Origin of the sequence: Nguyenibacter sp. L1 (assembly GCF_035199985.1) — a bacterium.
Lineage (GTDB): Bacteria > Pseudomonadota > Alphaproteobacteria > Acetobacterales > Acetobacteraceae > Gluconacetobacter > Gluconacetobacter vanlangensis.
In genome coordinates this window covers 4,171,782-4,192,500 of sequence record NZ_CP127015.1, presented here as the reverse complement: position 1 = coordinate 4,192,500, position 20,719 = coordinate 4,171,782, and the positions used below count along the sequence as shown (strand labels likewise).

Sequence of the window (20,719 nt, the reverse complement as noted above, 5' to 3'; positions counted from 1 at the left end):
CCCGCCCCCATGCCTCTGCCGGTCGCTTTCGGCGGGCGCCAGGGCTACGTGACCACGCTGCGCGGCATGATCCAAAGCGCCGGTGCGTCGGCCGTCATCATCCCCGAGATCATCGCATCCTGGACCGACGAGATCATCGACGGCTTCACCTTGCGCTTCGGCGGCCGGCCGGCCGAACTGATGGCCCTGCCGGCGGATGACCTCGCCCTGCCGACCGTGAACCCCGACGACCTGTCCTATCTGCAATTCTCGTCGGGCAGCACCCGCTTCCCGATGGGGGTGGCCGTGACCCAGCGCTCGGGGATGGCCAATGCCCGCGCGATCGCGCGCGACGGCCTGAAAGTGCGCGACACCGGCGATCGCTGCGTCTCGTGGCTGCCGCTCTATCACGACATGGGGCTGGTCGGCTTCTTCCTGACCCCGGTCACCTGCCAGTTGAGCGTGGATATGCTGCCGACGCGGGAATTCGCCCGCCGTCCCCATGTCTGGCTGGACCTGATCAGCCGCAACCGCGGCACGATCGCCTATAGCCCCTCCTTCGGGTTCGAACTGTGCGCCCGGCGCGCCACCTCCATCGCCCTGGACCTGTCCTGCTGGCGAATCGCGGGGATCGGCGGCGACATGATCCGTCACCACATCCTTGAGGAATTTGCCGAGCGCTTCGCCGCCTCGGGCTTCGACAGCCGGGCCTTCACCGCCAGCTACGGCATGGCCGAGGCGACGTTGGCCATCAGTTTCGTTCCGCTGGCGTCGGGCATCCAGACCGATACGGTCGATCTGCGCGTCCTGGAGACCCAGGGGATCGCCCGCCCCTCCGACGACCCGGGCCAGGCGCTGCGCACCTTCGTCCTGTGCGGCAAGGTGCTGGAGGAACATGAACTCGAAATCCGCGACTCCACGGGCCAGGCCCTGCCGGACCGCAAGGTCGGTACCATCTTCGCCCGCGGCCCCAGCCTGATGCGCGGCTATTTCAACCAGCCACAGGAAACCCAGCGCGTGCTGGACGATGCGGGATGGCTGAATACCGGCGATCTCGGCTACATGCTCGACGGGCAGGTGGTCGTGACCGGACGCGCCAAGGACCTGATCATCATCAATGGCCGCAATATCTGGCCCCAGGATCTGGAATGGTCCGCGGAAACCGAAATCGGCGTCCTGCGCAGCCGTGACGTCGCGGTGTTCTCGATCGACCAGGAAGCGGGCGAGAAGGTCGTGGCCCTGATCCAGTGCCGTGCCTCGACCCCCGAGGCACGGGAATTGCTGCGGACCGAGGCCGCCAATCTCTTCCGGCGGCAGCACGGCGTGGACGTGTCGGTCATCCTCGTTCCGCCGCACACGCTGCCCCAGACGTCGTCCGGCAAGCTGACGCGCGCCCGAGCCAAGGCGATGCTGCTGTCCGGCGCGTTCGAAACCATTGCCGAGACTGCCTCGGTCGCGTAACCGGGCAGCTCTGCAAAAGGAAGACATCGATGAGTGAAACGACGGCAGAGGTCTCTGCCCTGATCATCCAGACATTGCTGGCCAATCCTAAGGTTCCTCGGGACATCGATGGCGGCAGCAAGATCGTCGAGGACCTGGCGTTCGATTCACTCGCGGTCATGAATTTCGTGATGGAGATCGAGGATTCGCTCGACGTCTCCGTGCCGCTCGACCGGCTTGCCGATATCCGGACCATCGACGACCTGGCCGCCTGCATCGTGTCGCTGAAACACGGCGGCTGATCCCGATGTCGATTTTCAGCAAGTATGACGGGCTGGCCCGTTCGCTGGCCGCCGTCACTGCGGGTGGCGGCCGCAATCCGTTTGCCGTGGTCATCGAGCGGCCGGTCTCCTCGACCGTCGGGCTGATCGAAGGACGTGAGACGCTGCTGTTCGGCACCAACAATTATCTGGGCCTCAGCCAGTCCGAATCCGCTGTCACGGCCGCGATCGACACGTTGCGCACCCACGGCGTGGGCACCACCGGGTCACGGATCGCAAACGGGACCCAGGGCCTGCACCGCCAGTTGGAGGAGCGCATCGCCCGGTTCTTCCGGCGACGCCATTGCATGGTGTTTTCGACGGGATACCAGGCCAATCTGGGCGTGATCTCCGCCCTGGCCGGCAAGGACGACTACCTGCTGCTGGATGCCGACAGCCACGCCAGCATCTATGACGGCAGCCGCCTGGGCCATGCGCAGGTGATTCGGTTCCGCCATAACGATCCCGAGGACCTGCGCAAGCGCCTGCGCCGCCTGGACGGCACGCCGGGAGCGAAGCTGATCGTGGTCGAAGGCATCTATTCCATGATGGGCGATGTCGTGCCGATGGCCGAATTCGCCGCCGTGAAACGCGAGACCGGCGCATGGTTGCTGGCCGATGAGGCCCATTCGGTCGGCGTCATGGGCGCACACGGCCGCGGCGTGGCGGAAGCCGACGGCGTCGAAGCCGATGTCGATTTCGTGGTCGGCACGTTTTCCAAAAGCCTGGGCACGGTCGGCGGCTATTGCGTATCGGACCATGACGGGCTGGACCTGATTCGCCTGTGCTCGCGCCCGTACATGTTCACCGCATCCTTGCCGCCCGACGTCATCGCGGCGACGATGGCCGCATTGGGCGAACTGGAAAGCCGGCCCGAACTGCGCCACGCTCTGATGGACAATGCTCGCCGGCTTCATGCCGGGCTGAATGCCGCCGGCCTGCGTACCGGCCCGCAGGCCAGCCCGGTGGTCTCCGTAGTGCTGGACGACGTCGCGCAGGCGGTACAGTTTTGGAACCGGCTGCTGGATCTGGGCGTCTACGTGAATCTCAGCCTGCCGCCCGCGACGCCGGACCAGCATCCGCTGCTGCGCAGTTCGGTGATGGCGACGCACAGTGCCGCGCAGATCGACCGCGCGGTGGACGTCTTCGCCACCGTGGCCGGCGAACTGGGCCTGCGGCAATAAGGCGCGGCCTGGTCAGGGGCTGCCGTCCCGCTGTTCCGTCCGCCGAAACAATCCCGCCCGGTGCAGCGACCATAACAGCCGGGGCAGGCAGAGCAGTGGATGGCGCTCGGCAAACGGTGTCAGCCGCAGCTCGACCCCGGAATGGCGGCGGATTTTCCATACGATATAGCGCGCCCCTCCGGCGAAGGTGAACGCGGCCTTGGCCAGGCGCGCCACGTTCAACGGACGCCCGAGCCGGCTGCGCAGCGCCCACCGCCGCCATGCCCGCGCCCGGACCGCGTCCGGCAGCGCGGGACGAAACTGGTCACCCGTCTGGGTAAAGGACAGGCCCGATGCCTGCCATGCCGCCTCCAGCAGGGCGCGGTAGCGCGCCACCCGGCCGTCCAGCAGGCTGCGGGCCCGGGCCGCCGTTTCGACGCGCAGTTCGGCACCGTATGTCCGGGCAAACAGCCCATCCCAGTACAGTTCCGCCGTTCCCTGCACGGGGCCGAGACAGGCCGCCCACCACGACGCCACCGCAACCGCCCGGATCAGGCAGCCCAGAATGGCATCGGCGGCATCGGCATCCCGCACCCACACCAGCCGCGCCGGCTGACAGAACCGGGCCCAGATCGTGGTGTCCAGCGTGCCGCGACCGGTCAGCGCCCGGAACTGCGCCAGCGTGACGATCGCGACCTTGGCGCGCAGAAACCGGCCACCGGCCGTCGCTTCATGATATTCCACGTTCGGTGGCAGCAAGGCGTTGGCCACCCTGGCCGCACGGCCGCGCGGCCAGTCGGCCTGGCGCGCCACCACCACATAGAAATCCAGGATTCCGTCCGGATCGGCCTGCCGCAATGCCGAGCCATAGAACAGGACCCCCAGCACCGGCGCGTCGCCCACCAGCCGCGCCACGAAATCGGTGACGGCAGGGTCGACCGGCTGGACCAGTTCGCCGGCCAGCAGGTGCCCCACCCGCCCTGCCGCCGCCATGGCGGAATGATCGGACCCCATCACGCCCCCCGGATGAAATCGAAACGCGGGCCGGCCGTCAGGATCGTTCGCCCATCCGGGCCGGAATCCCAGATTTCGCCGTCCAGCACGAAGGACCCGTCGATCCGCAGCGACAGGCAGTCGGCCCGCCCCCGTTCATAGGCCGGCGCACTGTCCAGCCAGGCCGGCGTCTCGCCCCGCAGCGAAGCCCATGTCGCCGCAAGCAGCCGCTCGGGAAAGGCCCGTACGTTCAAATAGGCCAATCCCGCTCCGTCGTCCGCCCCTTGCCGCGCGGCGAAAGGCCACATGCCGCGCGGCAGGCAACGCAGGGTCGTGGCCATGAACAGGAAGCAATCCATCGTCCGCGGCGCCTCCGCCCCGACGGCCAGGGTGACCGGATTCCCGGCCAGCCATTTGCGGCGTGTGGAGCGGAACATCAGACGTCCCAGCGACGACGCGATGGCCACGGCGACCGCGATATCGTGCGAGAACCGGTTCAGGATGGCCGGCCGGTGGGCGATGCGAACCCCCTTCGTGAAGGCCGCCGCCCCATGGAACATGCCCAGGGCCACCGGGCGCGTGGAATCGGACCATCGAATGGCCAGCGCGTCGCGCCGGGCGACCGTGCTGCGCAGCGTGCCCGCGCGCGCCATGACCGTCAGGCGTTCCAGCGCCGCGCGGCCGCGCAGGCCGAACCCCACATCGGCGGCAATCAGGTTGGTATTGCCCGACGGCAGGACCGCCAGCGCCGGCAGCGCATCCGCCGGGTAGAAGCGATGGATGGCCGACATGACGTCGCTGACCGTGCCATCCCCGCCATCGACCGCGATGACCCCGACCTCGCGCCGCGCCAGTTCAGCCACCGCCTCGGGCAGCAGGGTCCGGCTGGTGGAATGGAAGAAGTGCGGCCCCAGCGCGCGGGCCGCCCGCTTGCGGAAACTGCCATCCTCCACCCCATTGCGCCGACTGCGCGAATTATGGATCAGGGCAAACGGTTCGCTCACGCCGTGCCGGCCTTTTTCTGTGCGTCGTACATTCGTAGGCTCATAAGCCGCGTTCCAGACGCCATTGCAAGGCGGGAACATCGATGCCCCGTCCACGAAGCCCCGCGCCCGCCTGCGCCGGCCACAGGAGAGCTTTGCTTGCCCGAGATCACGCTGGCCCATCTCTCAGACCTGCATCTGCCGCATGACAGGCTGCGCATTCCGGCCAGGGCGTTGCTGAACAAGCGGATGACCAGTCAGATCTCCTGGCGCTGCAAGCGGCGCTTCCTGCATGACCGCGCGGTGGCGGATGCCGTTGCCGCCGATATCCGTGCGATGGCTCCGGATGTCGTGGCGCTGACGGGCGACCTGACCAATCTGGGCCTGCCGGCCGAATGCCGGCAGGCGGCCGAGTGGCTGCATACGCGCCTGCCGGGTCCGATCTGCGCCATTCCCGGCAATCACGACATGCTGGTCCGCGAATCGTGGTCCGAGACGCTGGGCCAGTGGGCCCCGTGGATGGCAGCGGACGCCGACGGTTTCCCTTACCTGCGCCATATCGGCCCGCTGGCGCTGATCGGCGTCAATTCGGCACGGCCGATGGCCTGGTTCTCCGCCGCCGGACGGATCGGTGCCAGCCAGGCGGCCCGCCTCGCCGATATCCTGCATGAAGCCGGGCGGCAGGGCCGCTTCCGCGTGGTCATGATTCATCATCCGCCCATCACCGGCCTGGTATCGCACCGCAAGTCGCTGCTGGATGCCGGCCTGTTCTCCGCCGCGATCGCCAGGACGGGCGCCGAAATGGTCCTGCACGGCCATGCGCACATATCCTGTATGTCCACCCTGCCCGGGCCCGACGGGCTGGTTCCGGTCCTGGGCATCGCTTCCGCATCGATGCACGCCAGGTGCCAGGAACGGGCGGCGGCATGGCACCGGATCGCCGTCACCGCCACCACCCGGGGCTACCGGGCCGAGATCCGCCGCCGTATCGTCGCCCCCGGACACGCCGTACGCGAACTACCCTGCTGGTCGATCGAGACGGAAAGAGCCGCCCGCGTGCGATTTTGAGTTTTGAGCCCGGTGCGATTTGAGTCCGTTGAACGCGGCGCGTATGTGTTGGACGCCATGATGCGCGCGTCTCTCATTCCTCCGTCCTGGCCTCCTTCCATCCGGCGAATCCTTCCGGGAACGCTGGACCGGTACCTGATCGCGCAGATGCTTCCCCCTTTCTCGATCTCGCTGGGCGTCGTGATGACCGCGCTGCTCCTGGAACGGCTGCTGGTCCTGTTCGACGTCCTGGCGGCCGATGGCGGGACGCTGAAGGTCTTCGCGGGCCTGCTGGCCGACCTGGTGCCGCATTATCTGGGGCTGGCGCTGCCGGCCGCGATCTGCGTCAGCGTGTTTTCCGTCGTGCGGAGAATGAGCCAGAACAACGAGATCGACGCCTTGATGGCCGGCGGTACGTCCCTGCTGCGCATCGCCCGTCCCTTCGTCGCCTCCGGCCTGGCCCTGGCGGCAATCAGCTTCGCGCTGTACGGCTTCATCCAGCCCTATGCCCGCTACGATTTCCGCCAGGCGCTGTACCTGGCCAGCCATGCCGGGTGGGCGCCGCACCTGCAAAGCCGGATGTTCGCCACGCCCAGCGGCACGCTGATGCTGACCGCCGACCAGGTCGAAGGGGCCGGCACGCGCCTGTTCCACGTCTTCCTGCGCGAACGAAGCCCAGGGCTGGAGCGCGATATCACCGCCGCCGCTGGCCGGCTGCTCATGACTGGCGACAACGACGTCGTACGCCTGGACCTGGCGCACGGCATCATCGTCACCGACCGGGACGACAGCCGGCCGACCCTGACGCTCTTCGCCAGCACGACCCGCCTGTTCCGCACGCGCAACACGGCCCACGCCTTCCGCCCGCGCGGCAATGACGAGCGGGAACTGACCGTGCCCGAACTGCGCCGGGCGATCCGCGGCCATGATCCGGCCATCCGGCGGTCCCACCTGCTGGCCGAGCTGCATTTCCGCCTTGCGCGCGCCATGGCCATTCCGTTCATCCCGCTTCTGGCCTGCGCCCTGGCCGGCCTGGCCAAGCGGCAGCGGCAGAATCTGGGCCTGGCGATCGCGGCGATCAGCCTGGTCGGCTTCGACCATGCGCTGCAACTGGGGCAGAGCCTGGTCGCCAGCCGCGGCCTGTCGCCCTGGCCGGCGATCTGGGGCCCCTATGCCCTGTTCTGCTGCGCCTGCACCTGGCTGGTGCTGCGCCGCGCAGGATCGGCGGGGGCCGGCCAGGCATGGATATGGGCATGGACATGGCGGCGGCGCCCCGCCACCGGCCCGTCCTGATGCGGCACGCCACGGTCCCCACGTCGTCGCGCAGGTCCCGCGTCCTGCTCTTCTATCTGTCGCGCGAGCTGGTGCTGCGCGTCGCCACTACGGGCGCGATCCTGGTTGCATTGATGGAAATCCTGGCGCTGCTGGAACAATTGACCCCGATCCTGGAACGGCATCTCGGGCTCGGCGGCGTGCTCTATTTCACGCTCCTGCGCGCGCCGATGCTGCTGGGCACCATCTGTCCGCTGGCCGTCCTGATCGGCGCGCTGCTCCTGCTGGTCCAGATGACGACGAACAGCGAAATCGCCATCCTGCGGGCAGCGGGCCTGTCGACGCCCGGTCTGGTCGCGCTGTGCCTGCCGGCCGTCCTGGGGCTGGGTCTGGCCGACATGGTGCTGGACGACCAGGTCACGCCGCGCACCGAACTGGTGCTGGCGCAATGGTGGAACGAAACCGACCCCCATCCCGAAGCCGGGCACGGATTCTGGTTCCGTAGCGGCGCGACGCTGGTCGATGTCGGCTATGCGGCAGAGGGCGGGCGGCTGCTCTGCAAGGTGGATCTGTATCGGCGCGACGCGGCCGGGCGGCTGACGCAAGCCAGCCATCTCGATTCGGCCCGTTACGCACACGGACACTGGATCGGCGGCCTTGGCCGCGGGCTGCATGTCGCCTCCGTATCGGTCCGGCCCGCCGCTCTGCCATCCGGCCCGATACGGGACCTGGACGGGCCGGATCCGCTGACCCCGGCGCAGGTGATGCGCCTGGCGGCCGATACGCCGCCGCTATCGGCCGCGGCGGCGATTTCCATGCTGCAGGGCCGCGCGCCATCCAGCCAGCCGCCGGGCTATCTTCGGACCGCATTGCTGGATCGCGCGCTAACCCCGCTGACTTTCGTCGTCATGCTGTTATTGGCGCTGCCGGTGGTCTATATCCCACCGCGGACGGGTACGCGAAGCTGGCTGCCCGTCTGGTGCCTGGGGGCTGGCCTGCTGTTCGTGGTGTTCCAGGGACTGCTGCGGGCCCTGGGCAATGCCGGCACGCTGCCGGCACTGTTGGCGACCCTGCCAGGCGTCGTGATCTTCACGTGCGCGGTCGGCGTCGTGATGCTGAGGATAGAAGAGAGATGATCGGCTCGACATTGCGCAATGGGTCCCTCCGCACCGGGCGGAGCTTCGATCTGGGCAAGATGGATCTCCGCCAGTTGTGGATCGCCTACCTGACCTATCCGACCATCCTGCTCTATATCGCGCTGGCCGTGGCCAGCTTCGCGATGCTGGGCCGCCATTTCCCGGGCATCCTGCCTACCGCGGTCGCCATGGGCGCCGTCATCGCGATCTACCCGGTCGCGTGGTACCTGATCCATCGCTTCATCCTGCACGGGCGCTTCCTGTATCGGATGAAATGGACCGCTTCATTGTGGAAGCGCATCCATTTCGACCATCATCAGGATCCGCATCTGCTGGACGTGCTGTTCGGCTCGCCGCTGAACACCCTGCCGACGATCGCGCTCATCACCCTGCCCGTCGGCTATTCGATCGGGCATCTCGGCGGGGCCGCCGCCGCGATGGGGACCGGGCTGACCGTCACCTGCATCTACGAATTCTTCCACTGCATCCAGCATCTGAACTACAAGCCGCGCATGCGCTGGATCCAGAAGATGAAACAGCGCCACGTCCTGCATCATTTCCATCACGAGGACGGCAATTACGGCATCACCAGCTTCTTCGTCGACCGCCTGTTCGGCAGCTACTACGCCGACGCCCGCGCGCGGCCGCGCAGCGCCCATGTCTTCAACCTGGGTTACGACGTCCAGGAAGCCGCCCTCTATCCCTGGGTGATGGACCTGACCGGCGCGCCGCCGCGCGAGAAGCCGGACGGCGCGCCGCCCCAGCGGAACGCGGCGTGACGAACGGCCTGCTGACCGTCCTGGTCCTGGCAGGCACGCGCGCCGGCACGTCCGACCCGATGGCCCGGGCCGCCGGCGTGTCGCACAAGGCGATCCTGCCCGTCGCCGGCCATCCGATGATCGCCCGGGTGGTGGACGCGCTGGCGGCCCATCCACGCGTCGGCCGGATCGTCGTCAGCATCGAAAGACCCGAAATCCTGGACGGGGTCCTGGACCACCCGGTCGGCGTCCTGCCCCCGGCGCCAGGACCCAGCGCCAGCGTCATGGAGGCCCTGTCGACGCTGGGCACGCCGCTGCTGGTCACCACGGCCGACCACGCGCTGCTTCGCCCCGAATGGATCGATGCGTTCCTGGCCTCGGCCGGCACCCAGTGCGACATGGCGGCCGCCATCGCCATGGCCGGCGATATCGCCCGCGATGCGCCGGGCGGCAGGCGTACGCTGATCCGCCTGGCGGACGGCGCCTTTTCCGGCTGCAACCTGTTCCTGTTCCGCACCCCGGCCGCCCTGGGCGTCGTGCGGCTGTGGCAACGGATCGAACGACAGCGCAAGCACCCGTTGCGCATGGCCCGCCTGTTGGGGCCGATGGTCCTGCTGCGCTACGCGACCGGACGGCTGACCCGGGCGGCGCTGTGCGCGCGGATCGGAGTCCTGAGCCACGCCACGGTCCGGCTGGTCCCGCTGCCGGACGGGCGCGCCGCGGTCGATATCGACAAGCCCGCCGACCTGGCGCAGGCCGAGGCGATCCTGTCCCGCGCCTGGACCCGTACCGGGGCCCGCACCGGGGCTGAATCATGCGCATCGCCTATGTGATCAATTCGGTCGAGGGCGGCGGCGCCGCCTTTCCGGTACCCGACATCACCCGCCTGATGCGCGATGCCGGGCACGAGGTCGCGCTCTTCGCGCTGCTGCGCCGCGACGGCCGCGCTTTGCCGGCGGTCACCGCAAGCGGCCTGCAAGCGGCGGTGCGCGCGGGCAGCAGGCAGGACCATGTCGCCGCCCTGCGCTGGCTGGACCGCCAGGTCGCTTCCTGGCGTCCGGACCTGATCTGGACATCGCTGACCCGCGCCACGGTGATGGGGCAGATGATCGGGTTGAAACAGCGCATCCCGGTGGTCAGTTGGCAGCATTCGGCGGGGCTTAGCCCCGCCAATACGCGCCTGCTGCGCACCCTGCGCGGACTCAGCCGCCTCTGGGTGGCCGATTCGCGATGCGTGCTGGCCTTCATGCATGATCGCCTGGCCATTCCGCCCGGCCGCGCCATGCTGTGGCCGATCTTCCGCGCCGATCCGGGCTGCCCGGTCGCACGGCCCTGGCAAGCGGGCGAACCCGTGCGCATCGGCTCGCTGGGGCGCCTGCATCCGGTCAAGGGCTATGATCACCTGTGCCGCGCTCTGGCGATCCTGAAGGCCGACACGACGCTGCCGCCGTTCGAAATCACCATCGCCGGCGAGGGCGCGGAACGACCGCACCTCGAATCGCTGATCCGGCAATACGGGCTGACCAACCTGCATCTGGCCGGGTTCCAGGACGCGGTGCCTCCCTTCCTGGCGATGCAACATGGCTACGTCCAGCCCTCGCTGCACGAGGGGCTGTGCATCGGCGTACATCAGGCCATGCAGGCCGGCCTGGCGCCGATCGCCTCGGCCGTGGGAGAAATCCCCTATACGGTGCAGGACAGCATGTCCGGCTGGCTGGTCCCGCCCAGGGACCCGCCGGCGCTGGCGGCTGCGCTGGCACGGGCGCTGCGCCGGCCGGACCGGCTGGCCAGCATGGGGCAAGCCGCGCGCACGCAAGTGCTGGACCGATTCGCGCCGGAGCGGTTCGCCGCCGCCGGCCGGGCGATCCTGGATCGGGTACAGCCCGCTTCGCGCCCTACCCGTTCCTGATAAGCCGCCGCCCACGCCGCGCCAGTTCGATCGCAATCCGGCGCGGCGAGCGGGTGATCGTCTTGGCGTCCAGCAGCGTCACGTCCCCCGCCGCCGACAGGCTGTGCAGCCCGTCGGTGAACGGCGCCCAGGACGATGGCGGACGGATCTGCGGCCCGGGCCGGGTCATGACGCGCGCCATCCCCAGTTCGGTGACGGTCAGCGGAGTGATCGCCCCGCCATAGGTGGCGCTGCAATCCTGCGTCGGCAGGATGATCCGCCCGTCGACGATCACGGGCGTGCCGCCTGGGCGCGCTGCGCTGCGGTCCCAGCGCAGCGGATTGGCTGGATGCAGCCGCCACGGGCCGAGCAGGCTGTCGGCGAAGGCGGCATGCAGCAGGCTCTGCCGGTCCGCCGGGCTGCCCCCGGGCGGGCTGAAGAAGATCCACCAGCGGTCGCCGACCCGCAGCGGCGAGGCATCGATCGCCGCCACCGGAAAGGCGAAATCCTCCACCCGCATCCACCGATCGGGAAACGAGACCGCACGATACAGGCTCAACCGCCCCGATCGATGGGCCTCGGGCAGCAGATAGACCGCATCGCCGTCCTCGATCACCACCGGATAGGACAGATGCCACGGCTCGGATAGGACGGGCCTGCTGTCCAGCAGGCGCAGGGCCCGGTCGAGGACGAACATCTCGATCCGGCCGATCCGGTCACGATAATCATAGGCTTCGACGAAGACGTGCAGCCGGTCGTCCCGCCACAGCCCGAATGGATCGGCCAGGAAACGGAACGCGCCCTGGTCGGGCAGCCATGTCACGGGCAACCCCTCGACCGTCCCGCGCGCCAGGATGTCGGACATCGGACGGGCAATGATGCCGGTCCGCCAGATATCCGTCCGCAGCAATCCCATACCGTCTTCCGCCCGCCTTTCGTCTGTCCGGCATCCCGCCCTGGCACGCCCCGGTTCGTCCACGCCTACCCGATCCCGCGGCGATCGCAAACGGCCGCCGTGACGGGGCCGCCCGATCATGGCACCCTGCCCGACCATGTCGACCGACCTTGCGGAAAACCAGCTCGCCATCCGCCGCGCCATCCTGCATCTTTGCGGCCAGTTGGGCTGGGCCGCCCTGAACGAGCTGGTTCTGCCGGACGGGCGGCGCGCCGACATCATGGCCTTGCGTCCGGACAATGGCCTTGTATGCATCGAGATCAAATCCGGTCCGCGCGACTTCCTGGCCGACGGCAAATGGGAAACCTATCAAGAGTGGAGCGACCAGCTTTTCTTCGCGGTCGACCATGGATTTCCCCTGGCATTGCTGCCCGAGACCGCGGGAATCATGGTCGCCGATACCGGCCTGCTGCCGACCGGGCTGGAGGTGATCGCCGAATCCGCCATCCTGCGCGATGCGCCGCAGAACACGCTGGCGCCGGCGCGCCGGCGGAAACTGACCCATCTGTTCGCCATGCAGGCCGCCGAGCGGCTCGCACGGCTGAATGACCCGGCGATTACAGCCGCACTGCGCGCGGCGCGCCGCGTGGAATGAGTGGCGCATTGCAAGCCCGGGCGGGGCTGACAGGCGCCGCGATATGCGCCATGCACATCTGTCACCCGCCCCAAGAGAGGCCCCCGATGTCCGACGCCATCCTGTGCCGGTTCGAAGCCGCCCGATCCATCGTCGGCGATGCCGCCGACCTCGCCATGTCCATGCGCCCGCCGTCCGGCGGACCGGCCGCCACGCTGAAAAGCGCCCAGGACTGGCTGACCGAGGCCGATGGCGCCGTAGAAGCCTTGATTTCCGCCCGGATCGGGGCCCTGTTCCCCGAAGACGGCTTCCAGGGCGAGGAAGAAGGCCGCACCCGCACCGGCCGCCTGCGCTGGGTCGTCGATCCGATCGACGGCACGTCCAATTTCGCCCGCGGGCGCAATCGCTGGTGCATCTCGCTGGGCCTGCTGGATGGCGACCTGCCGGTGGCGGGCATCATCCATGCCCCGGCGCTGGGCGAGGTCTATACTGCCGTGCGCGGCCGCGGCGCCGTCCTGAACGGGCGGCCGATCAAGGCTTCGCCCGTCACGGATACGCGCTCGGCCATGGTCGAGATGGGATGGAGCAACCGCGTCCCCAAAGGTGTGTTCGAGGAAAAGGTCGCGGCCATCCTGCGTCTCGGCGCCATGCCGCGTTCCGGCGGGTCCGGCGCGCTGGCCCTGGCCGATGTCGCCTGCGGCCGGCTGGACGGATATCTGGAAATGGTCATCAATCTGTGGGACGTCGCGGCAGCGCTCGCCATCCTGGAGGAAGCCGGGGCCCGGGTCTCGCCCTTCCTGCGCGACGGCGGGCTGGAGGGCGGCGCCACGCTGCTTGCCGCCGCTCCGGGAATCGCCGACGATCTGTCCGCCGCCCTGGCGGTATCGCTGGACTGACCGGCGGCCATGGTTAGGACACAAAACAGCACTATCGGAACCGGGATGGACCGGCCACAATCCGCCCCGCAGCAGCCACCGGCCAGGAGTACACGCAGCATGGCTTTGCCGAACGGTCTTTCCCGCGGGGTGCCCGCCCTTCTGGCCGCGTCCCTGGCGCTGTCCTCGGCGCCGGCCCTTGCCGCCGGCGAGTCGCAGCAATCCCTGATAGACCGCGCGACCCTGACCGTGCGCGACATGTTCGCCGGTGCCCGACCCGACAGCAAGATCACCCGTTATATGGTCCGCGCCCGGGCGGTCATGGTCTGTCCGTCGATCTTCCGCATGTCGATCGGTATCGGCGGCTCGGGCGGCGGCTGCGTGCTGCTGTCGCGCGACGCGCGCGGCTCATGGTCCGACCCGGCCTTCTATACGCTCAGCTCGGCCAATATCGGCATCCAGCTCGGCATGCAGGATTCCGAGGTCATCTTCTTCATCATGACCGATCGCGGCCTTCAGGCATTGCTGGACAATCAATTCCAGTTGGGGGCTGACGCGTCGGCATCCTTCGCCACCATGGGCTCGGGGATCGAAAGCGGCACGGCCGGAGAGAGCAACACCGACATCATGGCGTTGCAGAAATCCAAGGGCCTGTTCGCCGGCGCGGCGCTTGGCGGGTCGAAATTGTCGGTCAACAGCGGCGCCAACCGGGCCTATTACAGCCAGATCGTCGGGCCGGAAGACATCGTGATCTCGATGCGGGTCAACAATCCCGGGGCCGATCCGCTGCGCAGCGCGCTCAGCGAGGCCCAGGCCACGGCGTCGGGCGGCGCCGCCTATCAGCCCGGCCTGGGTGCGCGAGCCTATGGGCAATCCTCCATGGGCGCGTCGGCCGCCTACGGGGCCCAATCCTATGGCCCGCAGGGTGCCGAGCCGATGCAGGTCGCCCCGGCACCCGCCGGCACCGTCAGCAGCCAGCCCCTGGGCGCACCGCGCTAGTGCCCTGCCCGAGAAATTCTTATGAGAATTTCTCGGGTCAGCAGGCCACTAAAATAATATAGACCCCGTTCAAACGGAATCGTTTGAACGGGTAAAGACGCGCCTCAGCGGGGCATGCCCTGCCGGTGCGCCCGATAGACCGCGACATTCCGGTTATGATCCGCCAGGCTGTCGGCGAAGATGTGGCCGCCATTCCCGTCCGCCACGAAATAGAGCGCATCGCCGCCGGCAGGGTGCGCCACGGCCTGAAGCGACACCAGCCCCGGTGAACAGATCGGCCCCGCCGGCAGGCCGGGCAGCGTGTAGGTGTTATAGGCGCTGGGCGTTTCCAGTTCGGCCCGCGTCAGCGCATGTCCCAGCGGCCCCGCCCCGCGATTGATGCCGTACACCACCGTAGGATCGGATTGCAGGCGCATCCCCTGCCGCAGCCGGTTGATGAAGACACGGGCCACCATCCTGCGTTCCGCCGGGATGGCGGTTTCCCGCTCGACCATCGAGGCCAGGATCAGCAGCGTCCGGCGATCGGGGATTTCGGCCACGGCCTCCCGGTCTCGCCAAACGGTATCCAGCGCGGCATTCATCGCCGAACGCATCCGGGCCAGCAGTGCCGCGCGCGGCGTGCCCCATTCGTAATCATAGGTCTGCGGCAGGATTCCGCCCTCGGTCAGCGTCGGCAAGGCGCCGCTGAGTACCGGCGCGCGATCGAGGATATCGGCGACCTGCAGTGACGACAGCCCTTCGGGCACCGTCACCCAATGCAGGACCGGATGCGCATGGCGCAGCACGGACAGCACGTCGGCCATCGACCCATGGGCCGGAAATTCCAGTTCCGCCGCATGCAGCACGCCGTCGCGGCGCGTCAGACGAACCGCGGCGCGAAACAGCAGCGCCCGCGCCTGGCCGCCGGCCAGCACGCCGGCCTGCTGCAAGGCGGCGATCGTGCTGCCGATCCCGCCGCGCGGCACCACCACCGCACGGGCCTCCGCCGCCGGGCCAGGCGCGCGATAGGCCCACCAGCCCCAGCCGGCGACACCGATGCCGGCACCGGCCGCCAGCGTCAACAACACTGCCATCAGGGTGACAAGGCGTCTGACCATCCTGCATATCCGGGCAAGATCGCACCGCGCGGCCATGCCGCGCTGCAAAGGCGATGGAGCAAAAGAAATGGGGCGCGTGACCGGTTCGCCCAATCACGCGCCCCATCAGAAAAAGCGGACTGGCCGCCCGGCAAGCCGCTCGGGCAGCGTCCTCAGACGCGGCGCATGATGACGCTGGCGTTGGTGCCGCCGAAGCCGAAGCTGTTGGACAAGGCGATGTCGATCTTGCGGCGCTGAGCCTCATGCGCGACCCGGTCGATGACGCTCTCGCGGGACGGGTTGTCCAGGTTCAGCGTCGGCGGCGCGACATTGTCGCGGATCGCCAGCATCGAGAAGATCGCCTCGACCGCACCGGCCGCCCCAAGCAGATGGCCGATGGCAGACTTGGTCGAGGACATGGCCAGCGCACCGGCATGATCGCCGAACAGGCGTTCGACCGCATGCAACTCCAGATCGTCGGCCATGGTCGAGGTGCCATGGGCGTTGACGTAGCCGATATCGGCCACGTCGATGCCGGCATTGCGCACCGCCGCCTGCATGGCGCGATACGCACCTTCATGCCCCTCGGCGGGCGACGTGATATGATGGGCGTCGCCCGACAGGCCGTACCCGACGATCTCGCCATAGATCTTCGCGCCACGGGCCTTGGCGTGCTCGTATTCTTCCAGCACCACGATACCCGCGCCCTCGCCCATCACGAACCCGTCACGATCACGATCCCACGGGCGCGAGGCCCTTTCGGGGGTGTCGTTGAAACTGGTCGACAGCGCGCGGGCCGAACAGAATCCGGCGATCCCCAGCGGACACACCGCGGCCTCGGCGCCGCCGGCGATCATGACATCGGCGTCGCCCAGCATGATCAGGCGCGACGCATCGCCGATCGCGTGCACGCCCGTGGCGCAGGCGGTGACCACCGAGTGATTCGGTCCCTTGAAGCCGTATTTGATGGAGACGTGACCCGAAACCAGGTTGATCAGCGCCGACGGTATGAAGAAAGGCGACAGACGCCGCGCGCGTCCTTCATGAACCGTGATCGATGCGTCATAGATCGTCTGCAGGCCGCCGATGCCTGAGCCGATCATCACCCCGGTCCGGCAACGCTCTTCTTCGGATTCCGGCGTCCAGCCCGAATCCTCCACCGCCTCGGTCGCCGCCACCAGGCCCAGATGGATGAACCGGTCCATCTTCTTCTGGTCCTTGACCGACACCCAGTCGGACAAGGTCAGGCCACCGCTGTCGGTCGGGCCGGCAGGAACCTCGCCCGCCACCTGGGCGGGCAGGTCGGACGGGTCGAACGAGGTGATCCGGCCAAAACCGTTTTCCCCGGCGATCAGGCGCGACCAGTTATGTTCGAGCCCAAGCCCGAGCGGGCTGACAATGCCCATACCGGTGACAACAACGCGACGGGCTCCCGACGCCACTCCGGTAGACTGTACCAACCCGCTCTGCTCCCTAGATGACGAAAACCGATTATCCGGCGATGCCGATTGGCGATGCCGAATTCAGGCGGCCTTCTGCTTCTCGATATAGTCGATCGCGTCCTTCACGGTGGCGATCTTCTCGGCCGCATCTTCCGGAATCTCGACGCTGAACGCCTCTTCGAAGGCCATCACCAGCTCGACCGTGTCCAGGCTGTCGGCGCCGAGGTCGTCGATGAAGGAGGCCTCCGGGGTGACCTTGCTTTCCTCGACCCCGAGGTGCTCGACCACAATCTTCTTAACCTTGTCGGCGATTTCGCTCATCTGTCTTCGCTTCCTGTGTGCCCCATGAGATACGGGCGGTTCGAAAATCATTCGTCCTGTCTGACGTCCCGCAAACCGGAGCCGCGAGAACGCGTCCAGCCCGCCTCGGACGAAGCAGCGGCGGATTAGCACGGTTCCTCGGTCGTCGCCAAGGCAGGGATCGTGTTTCCGCCACAATCCGCGCCGCGGCACCGGAACGAATCCGACAAAATCACCCCGTTTTCCGCGATATCCCCCGCCTCGTCCAGCGGAATCGGTCGGGCGGAATCAATCGCGATCCCATCCCGCGGCGCCCTACGGCATCGCCATCCCGCCATTGACGTTCAGCGTCGCCCCGGTGATCCAGCCCGCCTCGTCCGAGACCAGATAGACCACGGCGGCGGCGATATCCTCGGGCCGGCCCATCCGGCCCAGCGGGATGCCGCCCAGCAGCTTCTCGCGCTGCGCCTCGGGCAGCACATCGGTCATCGCGGTCTGCACGAAACCGGGCGCCACGACATTGACCGTCACCCCGCGCGAGCCGACTTCCTGCGCCAGAGACTTGCTCATGCCGATCATGCCGGCCTTGGCCGCCGAATAATTGGCCTGCCCCGCATTGCCCGTCACCCCGACGATCGAGGCGATGCTGACGATGCGGCCGGCGCGCCGGCGCAGCATGCCCTTCAGCGCGGCGCGGCACAGGCGGAAGGGCGCGGCCAGATCGACCTCCAGCACCCGGTTCCAGTCCTCGTCCTTCATGCGAATCGCCAGTCCGTCGCGGGTGAGCCCCGCATTGTTGACCAGGATGTCCAGCGGCGCGCCCGCCGCCGTTTCCGCGGCGGCGACCAGCGCGTCGGACGCCGCCGGGTCGGACAGGTCGGCCACGCAGACATGCACCCGCTCGCCATCGGGCGCGATCTCGGATGCGACCCCGTTCAGCACCGTCTCCCGCGTGCCGGACAGGACGACGCGCGCCCCCTGGGCATGCAGGGCCCGCGCGATCGCCGCGCCGATTCCCCCCGATGCCCCCGTGACCAGCGCGGTCTTGCCATCCAAACTGAACATCAGCCCATCCACTCCCCGTCCGTCATTCTCTCGCCCATCATTCTCTCGATCCGTCATTCCGTCCCGTCACATGGCCGCTCCGTCACAGGGTCGCCAGGAACGCCTCGATATCGGCGGGCGTTCCGACCGAACGGGCGGCTGCATCAGGCACGATCCGCCGCACCAGTCCGGACAGCACCTTCCCGGCTCCAAGCTCGACGAAACTGTCGACGCCCATCGCCGCCATCGCCTCCACGCTCTCGCGCCAGCGCACGGTCCCGGTGACCTGGCGCACCAGCAGGTCGCGAATCGCCTGCGGATCGGTCACCTTCGCCGCCGAGACATTGGCGATTACGGGCACCACGGGCGGCGCGATCTCGGCCCGTTCCAATGCCTCGCCCATCGCATCGGCCGCCGGCGCCATCAGCGTGCAATGGAAGGGCGCGGAGACCGGCAGCATCACGGCGCGCTTCACCCCGCGCGCCTTAGCCGCCGCGACCGCGCGCTCCACCGCGCCGATGCGGCCGGACACAACGATCTGACCGCCGCCATTGTCATTGGCGACCTCGATGGTCTCGCGCACGTCCGGCTGGTCCTCGGCGCGCAGGATCGCGGCTTCCGTGCAGATCTCCCGCGCCAGGTCCAGATCGACGCCGATCAGGGCGGCCATCCCGCCCTCGCCCGCCGGCACGGCCTTCTGCATCGCGCTGCCCCGCAACCGCAGCAGCCGCGCCGTCTGCGCGATGCCGAACGCGCCGGCCGCCGCCAGCGCCGAATATTCGCCCAGCGAGTGGCCCGCGACCAGCGCCGCCGTACGCTTCAGTTCCAGCCCGCCTTCCTTCTCCAGCACGCGCAGCACGGCCAGCGACACCGCCATCAGCGCCGGCTGGGTGTTTTCGGTGCGGGTCAGGTCCTCCATCGGCCCGCCGAACATCAGCGCGGACAGCTTCTGATCCAGCGCGTCGTCGACTTCCTCGAAGACCTCACGGGCCGGCGCGAAGGCCGCCGCCAGTTCGCTGCCCATTCCGACGGACTGGCTGCCCTGGCCGGGGAAGATAAAAGCATGAACAGGCATCGCGTCCTCGCCATCCAGATGATTCCTATGCCGGGCGACATGGCGGCAGCGCGCCGCCGCTGTCAATCGCCCGCGCCGCGGCCCCTGCGTCGGCGGGCCAGCAGCAGCAGGTCCCACGGCACGGCCGGAATTTCCCGCAGCCGCCAGTACCAGCGCCGAGCGAAGCGCCGCGACGCCGGCACGTCGGGCGGGGGCACCCGCACCACCTTCCAGCCCGCCAGCCGCATCAGCGCCAGGCAGCGCGGCAGGTGATAGGCGCTGCTCGCCACCGCGACCGGGCCACGATGTCCCATCCGCCGCAGCATGGCCGATACGGCCAGAACCGAGTCCAGCGTATCGCCCGCGGTTTCCTCGCGCAGGATCGCGGCCTCGGCTACCCCGGCGGCGCGCAGCAGGTCCGCCATGATCGCGGCCTCGGCCGGGCGGCCGTCCGGCGTGCCGCCGGTCGGGATGAACAGGACCGATTGCCGTGCCAGGCCATAGGACGCGGCGGCAGCCACCCGATGGCGCAGGGTCGCGGTCGGCGTGCCGTCAGGACGCACCCCGGCACCGAAGATCACGATGGGCCGCATCGTCACGGGACGAAAGGCCGCGCGGTCAGCGCGGCAGCAGCTTGCCGCGCTGCCACGCCTCGGCGGCCTCATCGGCATTCATGCCCTCGCGGCGCATGGCATAGTCCAGGGCGCTGACCACCTTGTTGCCCAGGGTCAGTTCGTCCAATTCGTCCAGCAGGTCGGAATCCAGCACATCCCGGGCCGCACGGCGCAGCAGCATGCGCGCTTGCTGCTCGCTCCCCAGCGCCCCCTTCGGGTCGCCCAGCGTGCGCAGGCGGCTGCCGTGATGCAGGAAATTCGGCTGCCACAGGGGCAGGATGGCGGCCTCGCCGGACGCGATCGCCCGCGCGGCATGGTCGTAAGCCTCGTCGTCCGGCCGCGCCTCGATGGTGAAACCGCACGCCGCCAGCCCATAGGCCGCCACGGCCTGGCGCACGTGCTCCAGCACCGACTCCGCCGCCACGATGTTGCGGCTGACCGTCTCGTCATGCGCCAGATCGCCGATTCCGGCGACCTGCGGGGCGGCCCCCTCGGGCAGCGACCAGCCGAAGACAGGCTTGTACAACTGGCCGAACGCCTCCATGCCCGGCAGCCCGGACGCCCAGGCGGCATCGATGTCCGGCAGCCAGGCCGAAACGAACAGATCGATCCGGCCCGCCGTCATGGCGGCGGCCAGTTCGGCCTTGCCGCCGGTCACATAGGCGACTTCCAGCTCATGGGCCTCGAGCACGCGCACAACGGATGCAGCCTCCGCCGCGTGCAGGATGGAATCCGGATGGCCCAGCGTCACCGTCGTCATCTCGTCTCTCCCCGATAGCGGGGTCGTTCCAGCAGGTGGCGCAAGAT

22 protein-coding genes (1 of these 22 running past the window's edge) are annotated in these 20,719 nt (G+C 68.6%); 12 read left to right on the top strand and 10 right to left on the bottom strand.

Annotated elements, in window-relative coordinates:
* The 3 genes in view from QN315_RS19050 to spt are tightly spaced (at most 29 nt apart) and all read left to right on the top strand, a layout consistent with a single transcriptional unit that may run on beyond the window.
* Positions 1-1,440, top strand: partial view of a fatty acyl-AMP ligase gene (locus tag QN315_RS19050; RefSeq protein ID WP_176639324.1) — the 3' portion only. The gene continues 297 nt to the left of window position 1, outside the view; only the last 1,440 of its 1,737 coding nucleotides appear in the window; its start codon lies beyond the left edge, outside the window; its stop codon occupies positions 1,438-1,440.
* A 29-nt stretch (positions 1,441-1,469) separates the two neighbouring features.
* Positions 1,470-1,721: an acyl carrier protein gene (locus QN315_RS19045; RefSeq protein ID WP_176639325.1), complete on the top strand. Its 252-nt coding sequence runs from the start codon at positions 1,470-1,472 to the stop codon at positions 1,719-1,721.
* A 5-nt stretch (positions 1,722-1,726) separates the two neighbouring features.
* Positions 1,727-2,923: a serine palmitoyltransferase gene (spt, locus tag QN315_RS19040; RefSeq protein WP_176639326.1), complete on the top strand. Its 1,197-nt coding sequence runs from the start codon at positions 1,727-1,729 to the stop codon at positions 2,921-2,923.
* 12 nt (positions 2,924-2,935) lie between these two features.
* On the opposite strand, the gene QN315_RS19035 is transcribed toward spt, so the two are convergent.
* Both QN315_RS19035 and QN315_RS19030 read right to left on the bottom strand, forming a co-directional pair.
* The gene (locus QN315_RS19035) at positions 2,936-3,916 is read right to left on the bottom strand and encodes a hypothetical protein (RefSeq protein WP_323990916.1); all 981 of its coding nucleotides are present in this window, start codon (positions 3,914-3,916) and stop codon (positions 2,936-2,938) included.
* Entirely contained in the window at positions 3,916-4,899 is a 984-nt protein-coding gene (locus QN315_RS19030; RefSeq protein WP_323990915.1) for a diacylglycerol kinase family protein, read from the bottom strand. Before QN315_RS19030 ends, QN315_RS19035 begins: the two co-directional genes overlap by 1 nt.
* Before the next feature lie 138 nt (positions 4,900-5,037).
* Between QN315_RS19030 and QN315_RS19025 the strand changes: the two genes are divergently transcribed.
* Genes QN315_RS19025 through QN315_RS19000 form a run of 6 tightly spaced genes read left to right on the top strand, consistent with a single transcriptional unit; the run spans position 5,038 to position 11,000 of the window.
* Positions 5,038-5,946, top strand: a complete 909-nt coding sequence (locus QN315_RS19025; protein ID WP_323990914.1) for a metallophosphoesterase — start codon at positions 5,038-5,040, stop codon at positions 5,944-5,946.
* 60 nt (positions 5,947-6,006) lie between these two features.
* Entirely contained in the window at positions 6,007-7,218 is a 1,212-nt protein-coding gene (locus QN315_RS19020; protein WP_408904667.1) for an LptF/LptG family permease, read from the top strand.
* Positions 7,218-8,333, top strand: a complete 1,116-nt coding sequence (locus QN315_RS19015; RefSeq protein WP_176639332.1) for an LptF/LptG family permease — start codon at positions 7,218-7,220, stop codon at positions 8,331-8,333. Before QN315_RS19020 ends, QN315_RS19015 begins: the two co-directional genes overlap by 1 nt.
* Complete coding sequence (locus tag QN315_RS19010) at positions 8,330-9,112, top strand: sterol desaturase family protein (protein ID WP_176639329.1); 783 nt, start codon at positions 8,330-8,332, stop codon at positions 9,110-9,112. Before QN315_RS19015 ends, QN315_RS19010 begins: the two co-directional genes overlap by 4 nt.
* Positions 9,109-9,924 (top strand): NTP transferase domain-containing protein, encoded by an 816-nt coding sequence (locus QN315_RS19005; protein WP_323990912.1) that lies wholly within the window; start codon positions 9,109-9,111, stop codon positions 9,922-9,924. The genes QN315_RS19010 and QN315_RS19005 overlap by 4 nt, the downstream gene beginning before the upstream one ends.
* The gene (locus tag QN315_RS19000) at positions 9,906-11,000 is read left to right on the top strand and encodes a glycosyltransferase (RefSeq protein WP_323990911.1); all 1,095 of its coding nucleotides are present in this window, start codon (positions 9,906-9,908) and stop codon (positions 10,998-11,000) included. Before QN315_RS19005 ends, QN315_RS19000 begins: the two co-directional genes overlap by 19 nt.
* Here QN315_RS19000 and QN315_RS18995 read toward each other — a convergent pair.
* Positions 10,987-11,895: a formyl transferase gene (locus QN315_RS18995; RefSeq protein ID WP_323990910.1), complete on the bottom strand. Its 909-nt coding sequence runs from the start codon at positions 11,893-11,895 to the stop codon at positions 10,987-10,989. The genes QN315_RS19000 and QN315_RS18995 overlap by 14 nt on opposite strands.
* A gap of 118 nt (positions 11,896-12,013) precedes the next feature.
* Between QN315_RS18995 and QN315_RS18990 the strand changes: the two genes are divergently transcribed.
* From QN315_RS18990 to QN315_RS18980, 3 genes are all read left to right on the top strand, one after another.
* A complete protein-coding gene (locus QN315_RS18990) occupies positions 12,014-12,529 on the top strand; it encodes an MmcB family DNA repair protein (RefSeq protein WP_323990909.1) in 516 nt (171 codons plus the stop codon).
* An 86-nt stretch (positions 12,530-12,615) separates the two neighbouring features.
* Entirely contained in the window at positions 12,616-13,404 is a 789-nt protein-coding gene (locus QN315_RS18985; RefSeq protein WP_176640600.1) for an inositol monophosphatase family protein, read from the top strand.
* A gap of 99 nt (positions 13,405-13,503) precedes the next feature.
* Positions 13,504-14,382: a lipid-binding SYLF domain-containing protein gene (locus QN315_RS18980; RefSeq protein ID WP_323990908.1), complete on the top strand. Its 879-nt coding sequence runs from the start codon at positions 13,504-13,506 to the stop codon at positions 14,380-14,382.
* Between the two features lie 104 nt (positions 14,383-14,486).
* Here QN315_RS18980 and mltG read toward each other — a convergent pair whose 3' ends face one another.
* The 7 genes from mltG to QN315_RS18945 form a co-directional block, all read right to left on the bottom strand.
* Positions 14,487-15,479: an endolytic transglycosylase MltG gene (mltG, locus tag QN315_RS18975; RefSeq protein ID WP_323990907.1), complete on the bottom strand. Its 993-nt coding sequence runs from the start codon at positions 15,477-15,479 to the stop codon at positions 14,487-14,489.
* A gap of 152 nt (positions 15,480-15,631) precedes the next feature.
* A complete protein-coding gene (fabF, locus tag QN315_RS18970; RefSeq protein WP_176640608.1) occupies positions 15,632-16,918 on the bottom strand; it encodes a beta-ketoacyl-ACP synthase II in 1,287 nt (428 codons plus the stop codon).
* Positions 16,919-16,981: 63 nt separating this feature from the next.
* A complete protein-coding gene (locus QN315_RS18965) occupies positions 16,982-17,221 on the bottom strand; it encodes an acyl carrier protein (protein ID WP_012227163.1) in 240 nt (79 codons plus the stop codon).
* A gap of 294 nt (positions 17,222-17,515) precedes the next feature.
* Entirely contained in the window at positions 17,516-18,265 is a 750-nt protein-coding gene (gene fabG, locus QN315_RS18960; RefSeq protein ID WP_176640607.1) for a 3-oxoacyl-[acyl-carrier-protein] reductase, read from the bottom strand.
* Between the two features lie 82 nt (positions 18,266-18,347).
* Positions 18,348-19,319 (bottom strand): ACP S-malonyltransferase, encoded by a 972-nt coding sequence (gene fabD / locus QN315_RS18955; RefSeq protein WP_323990905.1) that lies wholly within the window; start codon positions 19,317-19,319, stop codon positions 18,348-18,350.
* A 62-nt stretch (positions 19,320-19,381) separates the two neighbouring features.
* Complete coding sequence (locus QN315_RS18950; protein WP_323993658.1) at positions 19,382-19,891, bottom strand: YdcF family protein; 510 nt, start codon at positions 19,889-19,891, stop codon at positions 19,382-19,384.
* A 25-nt stretch (positions 19,892-19,916) separates the two neighbouring features.
* Positions 19,917-20,672, bottom strand: a complete 756-nt coding sequence (locus tag QN315_RS18945) for a glycine betaine ABC transporter substrate-binding protein (protein WP_323990904.1) — start codon at positions 20,670-20,672, stop codon at positions 19,917-19,919.
* Between the last annotated feature and the right edge of the window lie 47 nt (positions 20,673-20,719).

Bases quoted from the DNA above. Each gene is read 5' to 3' on its own strand.
- QN315_RS19045 (WP_176639325.1), top strand. From the start codon at position 1,470: ATGAGTGAAACGACGGCAGAGGTCTCTGCCCTGATCATCCAGACATTG.
- spt (WP_176639326.1), top strand. From the start codon at position 1,727: ATGTCGATTTTCAGCAAGTATGACGGGCTGGCCCGTTCGCTGGCCGCC.
- QN315_RS19035 (WP_323990916.1), bottom strand. From the start codon at position 3,916: ATGGGGTCCGATCATTCCGCCATGGCGGCGGCAGGGCGGGTGGGGCAC.
- QN315_RS19020 (WP_408904667.1), top strand. From the start codon at position 6,007: ATGCGCGCGTCTCTCATTCCTCCGTCCTGGCCTCCTTCCATCCGGCGA.
- QN315_RS19015 (WP_176639332.1), top strand. From the start codon at position 7,218: ATGCGGCACGCCACGGTCCCCACGTCGTCGCGCAGGTCCCGCGTCCTG.
- QN315_RS19010 (WP_176639329.1), top strand. From the start codon at position 8,330: ATGATCGGCTCGACATTGCGCAATGGGTCCCTCCGCACCGGGCGGAGC.
- QN315_RS19000 (WP_323990911.1), top strand. From the start codon at position 9,906: ATGCGCATCGCCTATGTGATCAATTCGGTCGAGGGCGGCGGCGCCGCC.
- QN315_RS18995 (WP_323990910.1), bottom strand. From the start codon at position 11,895: ATGGGATTGCTGCGGACGGATATCTGGCGGACCGGCATCATTGCCCGT.
- QN315_RS18990 (WP_323990909.1), top strand. From the start codon at position 12,014: ATGGCACCCTGCCCGACCATGTCGACCGACCTTGCGGAAAACCAGCTC.
- QN315_RS18985 (WP_176640600.1), top strand. From the start codon at position 12,616: ATGTCCGACGCCATCCTGTGCCGGTTCGAAGCCGCCCGATCCATCGTC.
- QN315_RS18980 (WP_323990908.1), top strand. From the start codon at position 13,504: ATGGCTTTGCCGAACGGTCTTTCCCGCGGGGTGCCCGCCCTTCTGGCC.
- mltG (WP_323990907.1), bottom strand. From the start codon at position 15,479: ATGGTCAGACGCCTTGTCACCCTGATGGCAGTGTTGTTGACGCTGGCG.
- QN315_RS18965 (WP_012227163.1), bottom strand. From the start codon at position 17,221: ATGAGCGAAATCGCCGACAAGGTTAAGAAGATTGTGGTCGAGCACCTC.
- fabG (WP_176640607.1), bottom strand. From the start codon at position 18,265: ATGTTCAGTTTGGATGGCAAGACCGCGCTGGTCACGGGGGCATCGGGG.
- fabD (WP_323990905.1), bottom strand. From the start codon at position 19,319: ATGCCTGTTCATGCTTTTATCTTCCCCGGCCAGGGCAGCCAGTCCGTC.
- QN315_RS18950 (WP_323993658.1), bottom strand. From the start codon at position 19,891: ATGCGGCCCATCGTGATCTTCGGTGCCGGGGTGCGTCCTGACGGCACG.
- QN315_RS18945 (WP_323990904.1), bottom strand. From the start codon at position 20,672: ATGACGACGGTGACGCTGGGCCATCCGGATTCCATCCTGCACGCGGCG.